At 74.2% G+C, this 13,412-nt stretch carries 12 protein-coding genes and 1 pseudogene; 7 read left to right on the top strand and 6 right to left on the bottom strand.

Annotation, left to right across the window (positions count from 1 at the left end):
- Positions 1 to 378, bottom strand: a 378-nt coding sequence (locus MTQ10_RS19825) for a helix-turn-helix transcriptional regulator (RefSeq protein WP_247469933.1), incomplete at its 3' end; no start/stop codon positions are given.
- 107 nt (positions 379 to 485) lie between these two features.
- Between MTQ10_RS19825 and MTQ10_RS19820 the strand changes: the two are divergent.
- Positions 486 to 1,499, top strand: a pseudogene (locus MTQ10_RS19820) (cell division protein PerM); the annotation flags it as partial.
- A 375-nt stretch (positions 1,500 to 1,874) separates the two neighbouring features.
- Here MTQ10_RS19820 and MTQ10_RS19815 read toward each other — a convergent pair.
- Positions 1,875 to 2,714, bottom strand: a complete 840-nt coding sequence (locus tag MTQ10_RS19815) for a hypothetical protein (protein ID WP_247469931.1) — start codon at positions 2,712 to 2,714, stop codon at positions 1,875 to 1,877.
- Positions 2,715 to 2,999: 285 nt separating this feature from the next.
- On the opposite strand from MTQ10_RS19815, the gene purN reads away from it, so the two are divergent.
- Positions 3,000 to 3,668, top strand: coding sequence for a phosphoribosylglycinamide formyltransferase (purN, locus tag MTQ10_RS19810; protein ID WP_247469930.1), 669 nt, complete (start codon positions 3,000 to 3,002; stop codon positions 3,666 to 3,668).
- Positions 3,665 to 5,239 carry a bifunctional phosphoribosylaminoimidazolecarboxamide formyltransferase/IMP cyclohydrolase gene (gene purH / locus MTQ10_RS19805; protein ID WP_247469928.1) on the top strand — a complete coding sequence of 525 codons (1,575 nt, stop codon included), beginning with the start codon at positions 3,665 to 3,667 and terminating at the stop codon, positions 5,237 to 5,239. Before purN ends, purH begins: the two co-directional genes overlap by 4 nt.
- Positions 5,240 to 5,398: 159 nt before the next feature.
- Here the strand turns inward: purH and MTQ10_RS19800 are convergent, their stop codons facing one another.
- From MTQ10_RS19800 to MTQ10_RS19785, 4 genes are all read right to left on the bottom strand, one after another.
- Positions 5,399 to 5,869, bottom strand: coding sequence for a hypothetical protein (locus tag MTQ10_RS19800; RefSeq protein WP_247469926.1), 471 nt, complete (start codon positions 5,867 to 5,869; stop codon positions 5,399 to 5,401).
- Positions 5,870 to 5,976: 107 nt separating this feature from the next.
- Entirely contained in the window at positions 5,977 to 7,584 is a 1,608-nt protein-coding gene (locus MTQ10_RS19795; protein WP_247469925.1) for a protein kinase domain-containing protein, read from the bottom strand.
- Positions 7,581 to 8,339 (bottom strand): FHA domain-containing protein, encoded by a 759-nt coding sequence (locus tag MTQ10_RS19790; protein WP_247469923.1) that lies wholly within the window; start codon positions 8,337 to 8,339, stop codon positions 7,581 to 7,583. Before MTQ10_RS19790 ends, MTQ10_RS19795 begins: the two co-directional genes overlap by 4 nt.
- Before the next feature lie 132 nt (positions 8,340 to 8,471).
- Positions 8,472 to 9,047, bottom strand: a complete 576-nt coding sequence (locus MTQ10_RS19785) for a hypothetical protein (RefSeq protein WP_247469921.1) — start codon at positions 9,045 to 9,047, stop codon at positions 8,472 to 8,474.
- A 329-nt stretch (positions 9,048 to 9,376) separates the two neighbouring features.
- Here MTQ10_RS19785 and MTQ10_RS19780 point away from each other — a divergent pair, with 329 nt between their 5' ends.
- The 4 genes from MTQ10_RS19780 to MTQ10_RS19765 all read left to right on the top strand — a co-directional run bounded on the left by MTQ10_RS19780 (position 9,377) and on the right by MTQ10_RS19765 (position 13,219).
- The gene (locus tag MTQ10_RS19780) at positions 9,377 to 10,231 is read left to right on the top strand and encodes a bifunctional methylenetetrahydrofolate dehydrogenase/methenyltetrahydrofolate cyclohydrolase (RefSeq protein WP_247469920.1); all 855 of its coding nucleotides are present in this window, start codon (positions 9,377 to 9,379) and stop codon (positions 10,229 to 10,231) included.
- The gene (locus MTQ10_RS19775) at positions 10,221 to 10,691 is read left to right on the top strand and encodes a DUF3017 domain-containing protein (RefSeq protein ID WP_247469918.1); all 471 of its coding nucleotides are present in this window, start codon (positions 10,221 to 10,223) and stop codon (positions 10,689 to 10,691) included. Before MTQ10_RS19780 ends, MTQ10_RS19775 begins: the two co-directional genes overlap by 11 nt.
- A gap of 287 nt (positions 10,692 to 10,978) precedes the next feature.
- Positions 10,979 to 11,554 carry a helix-turn-helix domain-containing protein gene (locus MTQ10_RS19770; protein WP_247469917.1) on the top strand — a complete coding sequence of 192 codons (576 nt, stop codon included), beginning with the start codon at positions 10,979 to 10,981 and terminating at the stop codon, positions 11,552 to 11,554.
- A 480-nt stretch (positions 11,555 to 12,034) separates the two neighbouring features.
- Positions 12,035 to 13,219, top strand: coding sequence for a helix-turn-helix domain-containing protein (locus MTQ10_RS19765; protein ID WP_247469915.1), 1,185 nt, complete (start codon positions 12,035 to 12,037; stop codon positions 13,217 to 13,219).
- Positions 13,220 to 13,412: the final 193 nt, after the last annotated feature.

Raw genomic sequence — 13,412 nt, 5'->3', positions numbered from 1 at the left:
GGGCGGGGCCGACGAGGCCGCCGGGTCGGCCGGGTCGCCCGGGTCGGCCGGGTCGATCGGGTCGTCGCCGGTGCGGGAGGACGCGACGACGGCGGCGACCGCTCTCTCCTTGCGCACCGGCCTCACCGGCCCGCCCTCCGCCGCCGCCTGAACGGGCGTCACCGCGTCGGCCGCGCCCCCGGCGAGTTCGGCGAGCAGCCTGCCGTACGCCTCCCCCCGCGCGCCGCTCGGCGCCGTACGGCCGGACTCCCACGCGCGCACCGTCTGCCGGGAGACACCCAGCCGTGCCGCGAGCTGAGCCTGCGTCAAAGAGGCGGCCTCACGCAGGCGTCGGCGCTCCTTGGGCGGAGGAAGCGGAGTGGCAGGGCGCTGCGTCACAGGGTGCCCCTTCGTACGAAAAAGTACATAAACGTATATTGAGCGACACAACGGAGCTTCGCCTGTTACGACGGGAAAGCGCGTGTCGTTGGGAGCATGACGGCGTGATGCCCTGGACCGACCGCCGCCCGCCGCTGTCACCCCTGCTCACCCGGATGCGCGACCGGTCGCCCGGCCTGGCCGCGGGCCTGATCGGCGGTGCCCTCGCCGCCGGGCTGGGGCTCGGCGCGTCCGCCGTGCTGGTGATGGTGCTGTGGATCAGCTCCCCGTACCCCGACAGCGGGCCGGGCGGTGCCCTGCACATCGCGACGGCGCTGTGGCTGCTCTCGCACGGCATGGACCTCGTCCGCACCGACACCCTGTCCGGCACGCCCGCACCTGTGGGGCTGACGCCGCTGCTGCTGCTCGCTCTGCCGGTGTGGCTGCTGCACCGGGCGGCGCGGGACGCCGTGTACGGCGGTGACGGCGAGCCCCTCCGGTCGGCCCGCACCGCATGGGCGGGCACCGTCCTCGGCTACCTCGGCGTCGGCGCGGCGGCGGCGCTGTACGCGTCCGGCGGGATGCTGCGGCCCGACTGGCACAACCCGGCGCGGGAGGTCGCGCTGCCGCTGGTGGCGCTGGTGGCGGCGGCCGGGGCGGGGGTGTGGACGGCGTACGGCCGCCCGCGCGACCCCGTCGACAGCGTGCTGGTGCTGCTGCCGGGGCCGCTGCGGCGGGCGGTGCTCGGACCCGAGGCGCGCGAACGCCTCGGGGCGGCCGGGCGGGCCGCGACCGCCGGGGCGGTCGTGCTGGTGGGCGGCGGGGCGCTGCTGGTGGCGGTGAGCCTGGTGTGGCACTGGCGGGCAGCCAGCGGGTCCTTCCTCACCCTGACGGGGGGCTGGTCCGGGCGGTTCGCGGTGCTGCTGCTGTGTCTCGCGCTGGTGCCGAACGCGGCCGTCTGGGGTGCCGCGTACGCCCTCGGGCCGGGGTTCGTGCTCGCCGCCGGGCATGTCGCCGCGCCGCTCGCCTCCGACCCGGCACCGCTGCTGCCCGCGTTCCCGCTGCTGGCGGCCGTGCCGGACGCGGGCTCGGGCACGTGGTGGAACTGGGCCTCGGCGGGGGTGCCGGTCGCGGTGGCGGTACGGGGGGTTCGATGCCGACGGCTGTACGGCGGTGCAGGGACGGGCGACGTCCCCTCGGCCCCGTCGGCCTCCCCGGTGCCGTCGGCCTCTCCGGCCCCGTCGGCCTCTCCGGCGCCGCCCGCGCAGCGGGCCTCCGCCGATCCGGCGCCGTACGACTCCGAGCCGTACGACTTCCTTCCGCTGGACCCCGATGCCCCGTGACCGGTGCGGCAGCCCTGTCCCAGGGGGCTCCGCCCCCCGGACCCCCGGGCCTTCGACCGCCCACCGCCCGACTCGGTCGGCCGAGCGGCGGGCGCCGGCCCTTCCCGGCGTCGCGGTCGTGCCGCCCAGCCGTCCGCCGAGCGGCGGATGCCGGGCCCCGGGGGCTCTCGGTCGTCAGTCCTCCGAGCCCAGCAGTCCGCGGAGTTCCTTCGGCAGGTGTTCGTTGCAGGTCTGCTTGGCCTCGCTGGTCGGGGCGTCCCTGGCGCAGGTGTAGTAGTCGCGGTAGATCAGCTGGGCGCCGAAGCTCGCGGCGACCAGGGTGAGGGCGAGGGCGCCGGTGACGAGACCGCTGACGGCGGCGGTGGTCTGGGGGCGGCCCGTGGTGCCGTTGGCGGGGCGCGGTCCGGCGCGCAGGGCGCTGATGGCCCAGTACAGGGCGAGCGCGCCCAGCAGCAGCGCCACGTACGGCCAGCTGAACAGGGCGAAGAAGAAGGCCCACATACCGCTCAGCAGTGCGTACCGGGCGCGGCGCTGGGCCGGGTCGGTCGGGTCCCAGCGCGGGCCGGGACGGTTGTCCTGGCCGCCGCCGGGGCCGTGGTCCTCGGGGCGGCTGCCGGGGCGTTCGCCGAAGCCGCCGGGCTGGCGGCCGGGCTGCCGGTCGCTCCAGCCGCGACCCCACGGATTGCCGCCGCCCTGACCGCCGGGCCCGCCACCGGGTCCACCGCCGGGTCCACCGGACCCGCCAGGCCCGCTACCGGGTCCACCGGACCCGCCGGGCCCGCCGCCCTGTCCGTCCGCGGGGTGTCGCGGCTGCCACGGGCGGTCCGGGGTGCCCTCCGGCGGCGGCGCGAACGGGTTGTCGCTCGGGCCGGCGCCGTCCTGTCCGTCCTGGCCGCCCTGTCCGGGCGCGTCAGGCGGGGACGGGGGCCGCTCCCGCAGCAGGGCGCCGCGCGTTTCTCCCCGCGCCGGGTACGAAGGGAGCGGCGGGAGAGGTCGCAGGCTGCGGTCCGGCATCAAGTGAGCGTCTTTCCCCTGGGCGATAAGGCTGTCGTACGTGATCGTGCTCGATCGTGCGGCGAGCTGTCGTCTCGTGAACGTGCCGCCCACCGGCCGCGTTCCCGAGCCCGCTCCTCACCGACACCACCGACGCTACCGTCAGGCTCTGCCCCCGTCCCACGGGGCCCGTCCGGTGTGCCGGTATCGTTGCTGACGGTCGGCCGCTTCGTAGGCTTCCCCGTATCCGGGCGCCCGAAGCATTCGTACGAACATACAAAGCGTGGGCGTGCGGGGTCGCACCGCATGACGACCGTGGTCAACACAAGCGCAAGACGCTTTCCGAGAAAGGGCTCCACCGTGGCCAAGCGCCTCGTCGTGCTGGTCTCCGGATCCGGCACCAATCTCCAGGCGCTCCTCGACGAGATCGCCTCCGTCGGAGCCGAGGCCTACGGGGCCGCGGTCGTGGCCGTCGGCGCCGACCGTGACGGCATCGAGGGGCTCGCCCGCGCCGAGCGTGCCGGGCTGCCGACCTTCGTGTGCCGGGTGAAGGACCACCCCGACCGCGAGGCGTGGGACGCGGCGCTCACCGAGGCCGTCGCCGCCCACCAGCCGGACCTCGTCGTCTCCGCCGGGTTCATGAAGATCGTCGGCAAGGCGTTCCTGGCCCGCTTCGGCGGCCGGTTCGTGAACACGCATCCGGCGCTGCTGCCCAGTTTTCCCGGCGCCCACGGCGTCCGCGACGCGCTCGCGTACGGCGCCAAGGTCACCGGATGCACCGTCCACTTCGTCGACGACGGCGTCGACACCGGACCGATCATCGCCCAGGGCGTGGTCGAGGTCCGGGACGAGGACGACGAGAGCGCTCTGCACGAGCGCATCAAGGAAGTCGAGCGAAGGCTGCTCGTCGAGGTCGTGGGGCGTCTCGCCCGTGACGGCTATCGCATTGAGGGACGAAAGGTAGTTATCCAGTGACCGACCGGACCACGGACAGCAGCCGGCGGGCGATCCGCCGCGCGCTCGTCAGCGTGTACGACAAGACGGGCCTCGAGGACCTCGCCCGCGGCCTGCACGAGGCCGGCGTGGAACTGGTGTCGACCGGGTCCACTGCCTCCCGTATCGCCGCCGCCGGTGTCCCCGTCACCAAGGTCGAGGAGCTGACCGGCTTCCCCGAGTGCCTCGACGGCCGGGTCAAGACCCTGCACCCGAAGGTGCACGCGGGCATCCTCGCCGACCTGCGCCTGGACAGCCACCGTGAGCAGCTCGCCGAGCTGGGCGTGGAGCCGTTCGACCTCGTCGTCGTCAACCTGTACCCGTTCCGCGAGACCGTCGCCTCGGGCGCCTCGCCCGACGAGTGCGTCGAGCAGATCGACATCGGCGGCCCCTCCATGGTCCGTGCCGCAGCCAAGAACCACCCCTCGGTCGCGGTCGTCACCAGCCCCGCCCGCTACGGCGACGTCCTCGCCGCGGTCAAGGCCGGCGGCTTCGACCTGGCCGCCCGCAAGCGGCTCGCCGCGGAGGCCTTCCGGCACACGGCGGAGTACGACATCGCCGTCTCCTCCTGGTTCGCCTCCTCCTACGCCCCCGCCGACGACTCCCGGTTCCCGGACTTCGTCGCCTCGTCGCTGAGCCGCGCCCACACCCTGCGCTACGGCGAGAACCCGCACCAGCCGGCCGCGCTGTACGTGTCAGGCGAGGGCGGCGGGCTCGCGGCGGCCGAGCAGCTGCACGGCAAGGAGATGTCGTACAACAACTACACGGACACGGACGCCGCCCGCCGTGCCGCGTACGACCACGCCGAGCCCTGTGTCGCGATCATCAAGCACGCCAACCCGTGCGGCATCGCGATCGGCGCGGACGTCGCGGAGGCGCACCGCAAGGCGCACGCCTGCGACCCGCTGTCCGCGTTCGGCGGTGTCATCGCGGTGAACCGGCCGGTCAGCAAGGAGATGGCCGAGCAGGTCGCGGAGATCTTCACCGAGGTCATCGTCGCCCCGGACTACGAGGAAGGGGCCCTGGAGGCCCTCACCAAGAAGAAGAACATCCGCGTGCTGCGCTGCCCCGACGGCCCCGCGCAGCCGGTGGAGCTGACGCCGATCGACGGCGGTGCCCTGCTCCAGGTCGCCGACCGTCTCCAGGCCGACGGCGACGACCCCGCCACCTGGACGCTCGCCAGCGGGGAGGCCCTGTCCGAGGAGGAGCTGCGGCAGCTCGCGTTCGCGTGGAAGGCGTGCCGCGCGGTGAAGTCCAACGCGATCCTGCTCGCCAAGGACGGAGCGTCCGTCGGCGTCGGCATGGGCCAGGTCAACCGCGTCGACTCCTGCAAGCTCGCCGTGGAGCGGGCCGGTGAGGAGCGGGCGCGTGGCTCCTACGCCGCGTCGGACGCCTTCTTCCCGTTCCCCGACGGGCCGCAGATCCTCATCGACGCCGGGGTGCGGGCCATCGTGCAGCCGGGCGGTTCGATCCGTGACGAGCAGGTCGTGGAGGCGGCGAAGAAGGCCGGCGTGACCATGTATTTCACGGGCACGCGGCACTTCTTCCACTGAGCCCGCGGGGCCGGCGGCCCTGCGTGTTCCGCTGGGCCCGCGGGGTCGGCGGCCCTGTGTGTTCCGCTGGGCCCGCGGGGTCGGCAGGCCTCATCGACGCCGGACGGCCTCCGGTCCTCTCCCGAGGGGACCGGAGGCCGTCCGCTGCGTCGTGGCCGGTCAGCAGGGGCGCAGCGACCAGATCGGGTCCCACGTGGCGGTGCCCGCGTCGTAGGCGGTCGACGTCCAGCGCACGCTGCCGTCCCTGTTGTAGAACCGGGCGACCGTGCCCGGGGTCTGGTTGTTGGTGTAGGGGCCGTCGCCGGTCCAGTTGCTCAGCGTCCAGGTCTGGCACTTGTAGAAGTCGAACTTGGTGCCCTTGACCACCATGCACAGATGGCCGTAGCCGCAGGCCAGGTCCTTCGTCGCGGCCCGGCCCTTCGGCGCGGCGGTGACGGTCAGTCCGTCGTAGCGGACCTGGTCGGCGGTCACCTTCAGCAGCTTCGGGTGCCCGGCCAGCACCTGGTCGGCGGTCTGCTGGAGCGAGGTCACCCGCGTGCCGGCCGGGTCGGCGGCGGTGGCCGCGGCCGTGGAGCCGGCGACGAGGGCGGTGGCCGCGATCAGCAGCGCGGCGGGCTTGGCGAGGTTCACGTGCGTTCCCCCTGTGAGACGTACGGTGTCGGTCCGCTCCGCCGGCGGCGGAGCGGTTCCCACCGTCGCAGCCGCCCGCTCCCAGGGGTACCTCGGACATCTCAGGGTCACTTCCGGGCCGGTGGCGTGTACTCCTTGAGCCAGTGCGCGACCTGGTCGGCGTAGGCGCGGTTCTTCGGGGGGACGCCGCCGGCCGCGTTCACCTTCCGCCACGACGTCCGGTACGCCGCGGCGAGCAGCACGCGCCGGTCGCCGCGCAGGCCGGTCGGGTTCAGCAGCGGCTCGATGTAGCAGAGGTAGCGGGCCATGGCGGGGATGGACTGTGCGGGGGAGAAGGGCGGTGACGGGGTCGCCGAGGCGGGGACGCCGTCGGGGCGGATCCACCAGCGCAGCACGCTCGGTGTCCAGCGGGCGATGCCGTACTCGCCCTCCGGGCCGGCGGACGGGTCCCACAGGTTCGGGTCGAAGCCGCTCTCCGCTTTCAGCATCGCGGCGATCAGGGCGGGGGTGACCTCCGGTCGGACGCAGTCGTGGGCCGAGTCGACGATGAGCCGCCGGTAGGCGACGGGCACGCCCTTGTCGGTACGGAGTTCGCGGGCACCGTACACGGCGGGGCGGCCGTCACCGTCGGAGGGACCGGCGCCGGAGCCGGAGGTCCAGGAGTCGATGCCGTACGCGAGCGCGGCGACGGCCGCCGTGGTGAGGACGGCCGCGGTGATCTTGGTGCGGCGGCCACGGTCCGTACGGCTGCCACGGTCCGTACGGCCTTTGCGGCGGCCGGGGCCGCGCCGCAGCGCCCGCGGCAGCCGGGGTGCCCGACCGGCGGTGCCGGTCGCGGCGCGGACCAGGGCGAGGAGTTCCTCCCCGCCGACGCGTTCGCCGTGGGTGCGGGCCAGGCAGGCCCGGACGATGTCCCGCCAGGCGTCCGGCAGTTCGGGGGAGAGGCGCAGTTCGTCGATGCCGCGGGCGTAGGCGACGGCCGCGTCCCGGCGGGCCGACGGGGTGCCGCCGGGCAGGGGGAAGGCACCGGTGAGCACCAGGTGGGCGAGGACGCCGAAGGCCCACACGTCGGCCGAGGGGCGGATCCGCCGGCCGCGTTCGCCGATCTCCGTCCACAGCAGCTCGGGCGGTGTGTAGTCGGGGGTGGAGAAGGCGGGCGTGTAGGCGTGGGTGCCTTCCAGTTCGGCGGCCATGTTGAAGTCGGCGAGCCGTACCGAACCGTCCGCCATCAGCAGCACGTTGGCCGGTTTCAGGTCGCCGTGCACCCAGCCGGCGGAGTGCAGCTGATGCAGGCCCTCGCAGGTCTGCGCGAGCAGCGCCGGCCCGCCGGGCGGGCGCGGGACGGCGGCGAGCAGCGCGGCGAGGGAGCCCTCGGCCCGCTCCAGCACCAGCACGGTGGCGCCGTCCAGCTCCGGCCGGCCGGGGTCGTCGACGGTGAGGGTGTCGTACATGCGGATCAACCGGGGCCGCTTCAGCCGTCGGTACAGCTCGACCTCGCGGTCCACCAGCTCGCGCAGGTGGGCGAGTTGGCGCGGGGTGCCGGTGCCGGTGGGCAGGAACTTCAGCGCGGCCTTCGCGGGGAGGTGGTCGGTGGTGCCGCCCGTGCGGCGGGCCGCGTAGACGCTGCCGAAGGCGCCCGTGGCGATCGGTTCGCGCACCTCCCAGCAGCCGACCCGGTAGCCGCGCGGCACCACCACCGCGTACGGCTCGGTCACCGTCGTACGGCCTTCCCCGGCAGGGCCGCCGCCGGGGCGCGCAGCACCGTCAGATCCTCCTCGCGGACCAGGTCGAAGCGGAGGGCGAGGGAGACCAGCGACTCCTTCTTGCCGTTGAGCCGGGGCCCGCTCTCCGCCGCGTCCGGGCCGGGCTTCAGCCGCAGCTTCACCGCGAGATAGTCGATGTTCCACTGCACGGCCGTGCGGGACGCGGCCGGCCACACCGGGGCCAGCCGCTCCACCACCTGGTCCACGGTCGGCAGCGGCGCGTGCGGTTCGCCCCGCAGCCGCGGCTCGCACAGCGCGGCCAGCACCGCGAAGTACCGCTTGCCGCGGTCCAGGGAGAACGCGGGCGCGGTCGTCTCGCCGTCCAGGCCCTGCCCGCCGGGAAGGTAGTCGTGCCGGGGCGCCCACACCTCCACGGCGAGCAGATCACCCGCGGCGGGCAGCACGATCCGGGAGAACTCGAACGGCACGGGCGCCTCCAGCCGGCCCGGCCCCACCTTGATGTGCTCCCCGGCGCCCTCCGGGTTCTCCACGACGTACGTCTGGTGGGCGCACAGGTTGCTGAGTATCCAGTAGGCGCCCTGGGCGCGGATCTCCCCGGCGCGGCGGGACACGCCCTCGTGCACGATGGTCACGTCGTTGCAGGCGCTGCGCCCGAAGGAGATCCCCTCGCCCGGTGCCAGGCGGATCTGAGCGGGCCGGCCGCTGCCCTCCGTGGTCGGCGGAGGTACCACGATGATGCTGTACAAGGTGCGACTCCCCGTGCCCGACAGCTCCCGCTGTCAGAGTAGGGCGACGCGACGGGGCCGTGTCCCCCTCGAAAGGGTGAGACACGGCCCCGGAGAGTGATTGGCGCGAACCGTTCGGCCCGGCCGGGTGCGTCAGTAGCGCGCCCTGCGGAACCAGTCGGCGCTCGGCCGCCGCGCGGCGAACACGATCAGCAGGATGGCGACCACCATGATGATCAGCCCGAGGCCCCAGGCGGCGATCATGACGATGCCGGTGACGATGGCGAACGAGCCGTAGACGATGGAGCACACGCGCACCGCGTTGCCGCCCTTGGCGTATTGCAGCAGCAGGATCACGCCGAGGAGCGCGAACACCGCGGCCAGGCCCAGAAGGAAGACGACGAAGCCCTTGCCGATGTCCGCGAAACGTTCCGCCTCGGCGTCTCCGCTGACGCCGGCCTCCCGCATCGTCTCGTCCCAGATCGACAGCGTGTAGACGTACAGACCGGCGATCACCGCGTGTGCGAGTGCGACGAGGCCGAGCATGATCTGCGCGGCGCGGGTGATGCCGGGCATCTGCGTGAGCACCGGCGCCATGCCGTACGGCTGCTGCACGGGCGGCGCGGCCGGGTAGCCGTAGCCGGCGGGCTGCTGGGGCTGTCCGTAGCCGGGAGCGGCCGGCTGCTGGGGCGGCTGCCCGTAGGGGTTGTTCGGGTCGCCGAAGCTCATCGAGGGGTCCTTCCTCCGTGGTGCACAGATGCGGGGACGCGCGGGATGGTCGGAGGAGGTGCTGACAGAAGCGGTTGGTCCCCCCGGTGCTGCCCGCGGCACTGTCGCCTCAATCGTTCTTTAACAGCGCATTACTTGTCCAGCAGCGATCACAGGTGTTGTGCAAGTGCAACATTTCCGATCATCGTCGGGCGCTGCGGGAGGGCGCGTGACCGAGCGGGAGGTCGCGGGCGCCGCGGCGGGGCGGCGTCACGCGGGCCCGGCCGCTCGGGACCGCCCGCGCCCACCCGGATTGGAACCCGGACCCGGTCATCCGGGAGGATGGGGTCATGACCGCCCAGATTCTCGATGGCAAGGCCACCGCAGCCGCGATCAAGTCCGATCTGACCGCCCGCGTGGCGGCGCTGAAGGAGAAGGGCGTCACGCCCGGCCTCGGCACGATCCTCGTCGGGGACGACCCCGGCAGCCAGAAGTACGTCGCCGGCAAGCACCGGGACTGCGCCCAGGTGGGCATCGCCTCCATCCAGCGCGAGCTGCCCGGCACCGCCACCCAGGAGGAGATCGAGGCGGTCGTCCGCGAACTCAACGAGGACCCCGCCTGCACCGGCTACATCGTCCAGCTGCCGCTGCCCAAGGGCATCGACGAGAACCGCATCCTGGAACTGATGGACCCGGCGAAGGACGCCGACGGCCTGCACCCGATGAACCTCGGCCGGCTCGTCCTCAACGAGCCCGCCCCGCTGCCCTGCACCCCCAACGGCATCCTCACCCTGCTGCGCCGCTACGGCGTCGAGCTGAAGGGCGCCGAGGTCGTCGTCGTCGGCCGCGGTGTCACCATCGGCCGGCCGATGCCGCTGCTGCTGACCCGGCGCAGCGAGAACGCCACCGTGACCCAGTGCCACACCGGCACCCGCGACCTGTCGGCGCACCTCAAGCGCGCCGACATCATCATCGCCGCCGCGGGCTCCGCCCACCTGGTGCGCCCCGAGGACGTCAAGCCCGGAGCGGCCGTCCTCGACGTCGGTGTCTCCCGCAACGCCGACGGCAAGATCGTCGGCGATGTGCACCCGGACGTCGCCGAGGTGGCCGGTTTCCTCTCCCCGAACCCCGGCGGGGTCGGCCCGATGACCCGCGCGCAGCTGCTCGTCAACGTGGTCGAGGCGGCGGAGCGCAGTGTCGGCTGAGCCGAAGGCCGGGGCGGGCCGCGCCCGAGGCAGGCGGTTCGGCCGGTCCGGCGGCAAGGGCGGGGGCGGGGCGTCGCGCCGCCGCCTCCCCCGGTTCACCCGTGGCACCGCGCGCCCCGAGGGCGGCGGCCGGGCCGCATCCGGTGCCGCGCCCGCGCCGGCCCGGCAGTGGCCGGTGCTCGCCGTGCTCGGCACGGTCGCGCTGGGCCTGCTGGTGACCGCGCTGGACGCGTTCCGGGTCGGCACCCTGCTGATCGGGCTGGCGCTCCTCGGTGGTGCGGTGCTGCGCTGGCTGCTGCCGAGCGTCGGCATGCTCGCGGTGCGGTCCCGGTTCACGGACATCGCCACGTACGGGGTGCTGGGCACGGTGATCGTGCTGCTGGCGCTGATGGCGCAGCCGCATCCGTGGCTGGAGATCCCGTTCCTGAAGGACACGCTGCACTTCACGCTGGAGAACTGACCCCGCGTCCGCCCTGTGCCCCGCGCGGCGGCGGAGGGAGTCGGCTCGCCCGTACGGCAGGTCCGGCGACCCGTCCCCTCCCCCGATCGGGGGCGGGCCGCCGGACACCGAACACGCTCCCGCAGCCCGAACCGCCTGTTCAACGCCTGTCAGCGCGCTGTGGCACGGAAGTGACCGTTCCGCTACGGTGTCGGGCCCCTGCCACAACGGCCGTTCACGAAACCGTTCCCTCCCGCTGCCGCGTCCCTTGAAGGGGGCCGGAAAGGCGGGAGACACCGGAGGTGGAGATGAGCGGCTGGCAGCCGCTGCCGGACGCGCTGCCGTCGGAGGTGCGGCACTTCGTCACGCGACTGCGCGACCTGAAGGACGCGACCGGCCTGAGCCTGGCGGCCCTGGGCGCGCGCACCGCCTACAGCAAGTCCTCGTGGCAGCGGTACCTCAACGCCGTACAGCCGCCGCCCCGGCACGCCGTCGCCGCACTGGCACGGGTGGCCGGGCTGGACGCGCCCGACGCCGAACGGCTCGCGGTGCGCTGGGAGGTGGCCGTCGAGGCCTGGCCGCGCCCGGACCGACAGCAGCCCGAGTCCGGGTACGCCGGGGTCGCGCCGGGCGGCCCCGCGGGCGCCGCCGCGCTGCGGGGCGCGCTCGCCCCACCGGGCGGCGGGGCGAGCGAGGCTGCGGGCGGCACCCTCGCCCCGGCGGGCGACGAGCGCGGCTACGAGGACGTCCCGACCGTGCCCTGGTGGGAGCTGCCCGAGGAGAAGCCGGACCGTGCCTCGTCCTCGCGGCTGCTGCTGTGGGCAGTGATCATGCTGCTCGCGCTGCTGCTGACCGCCGCCGTCGGCGTCCTGGCGGCGGCGTGAGCGCAAGCGTCCTCGTGGGGCGTACGGGACGGGCGGCGGCGTGAGCGCAAGCGTCCTCGTGGGGCGTACAGAACAAGCAGCGGCGTGAACACGGGCGTCCCCCCGCGACGTACGGCACGCGCGACCGCGTGAACAACGGCGCCCGGCGCGACGTACGGGACTGGCGAGGCAACGGCCGTGTGACCGATATGGTGATGTCTTGACAAGTTCGCGGATATCCGATGATCGGATATGCGCCGGGGCTAACGTGTCCGATCGGGACGCTCCGGGACGTCCCACTGGACGCGGATCAGCAGGCGTGCGACGGTGCATGCCCACAGCCCGAACGCTCCCGTGCGCCCCCACCCCGGGACCTGAGATCCTTAGTGGGCGCATCCCTGTGGGTAGCCAGACGGGGACTCGGCAGAGGGCGTCATGCGCGGGGGAGAAGTCAGCACGTATGGGGGGGAAGAGGGGGATGCAATGCCTCGTTGGAGGGCCTTGCCGGATGATCTCGATCCGCAGGTCAGGGAGTTCGCCAGTCAGCTGAGGCGGCTGGTCGACCGCAGTGGCCTGAGCATCGCGGCCCTGGCCGACCGCACGGGCTACAGCAAGACGTCGTGGGAGCGGTACTTGAACGGCCGGCTGCTCGCGCCCAAGGGCGCGATCGTCGCGCTGGCCGAGGTGACCGGCACCAATCCCGTCCACCTGACGACGATGTGGGAGCTGGCCGAGCGCGCCTGGAGCCGCTCGGAGATGCGGCACGACATGACGATGGAGGCCATCCGCATCTCCCAGGCGCGTGCCGCGCTCGGGGAGTTCGGCGCGGCCCCGGCGCAGCAGGGCGGCCGAGGAGGCCGCAGGAGCGGCAGCGCGACGGCCGTCCCGTCGGGTACGGCGGCCTCGGCGCCCTCGGTGCCGCAGCAGCCGACGGCCCCCGACGCCGACGCCCGCGACGCGCGGGCCGCACGGGACCGGCAGGACGCCGTGGCCGACGCCCGGCCGGGCACCGGCACGGGGGCCGCACGAGACGGCTCCTCCGGCGCCAACTCGTGGGGCGTCGCCGGCTACCAGGGGCCGGCCCCGCGCGGGCCGCTGACCAGGCCCGCAGCCGGCGTGGACGCCACCGCGCCCCTGGGGGCGTACGGCGCGCCCCCGCCGCCGCAGGGCCCGCGCCCCACGGACACCCGGCCCGGCAACGGCAAGCAGCGGCTGGTGATGTTCCTCGCCGGTGCCGTCGGCGTGCTCGTGGTGATCGCGGGGGTGTTCTTCCTCACCGACAAGGGCGGCGACGAGAAGGCCGCCAAGACCACCCCGACCCCGTCCGCGACCACCAACGTCCAGCTGCCGCCCGGGGTGAAGTGCAGCGGCGACTCCTGCGCCGGCAAGGACGCCGAGGCCATGGGGTGCAGCGGCGACCTCGTCACCACCGCCAAGACCGCCACCGTCGGCACGACCGTCGTCGAGGTCCGCTACAGCAAGACCTGCGGCGCGGCCTGGGGCCGCGTCACCCAGGCGGCGCAGGGCGACTCCGTCGAGATCAGCGCGGGTACGGCCAAGCAGACGGACTCCATCACGGTCGCCGGGGACACCATCGCGTACACGCCGATGGTGCCGGTGAAGGACGCCGGCGAGGCCACGGCCTGCGCCACGCTGGCCTCCGGCCGCAAGGGCTGCACGCCCTGACGGTGCGACAGCGGGGGCCGGTCGCCGTGCCGCGACCGGCCCTCCGGCCCCGCACGCCGCGACCCCTGCGCGTGCAACAGGGCGACCCGCCGCAGCCCACGCGCACCCGCATCCCCGACCTCGCCGAATCCCGGCGCGCCCGCGTCCCTGACCCCGCCGCTACCCACGCGCGCCCGCATCCCCGACCCTGCCG

The sequence above is a fragment of the Streptomyces sp. XM83C genome (assembly GCF_023072675.1).
Classification (GTDB): domain Bacteria; phylum Actinomycetota; class Actinomycetes; order Streptomycetales; family Streptomycetaceae; genus Streptomyces; species Streptomyces thermocoprophilus.
Note: the sequence above shows the minus strand (reverse complement) of the source record. Positions and strands in the feature narration are given on the sequence as shown.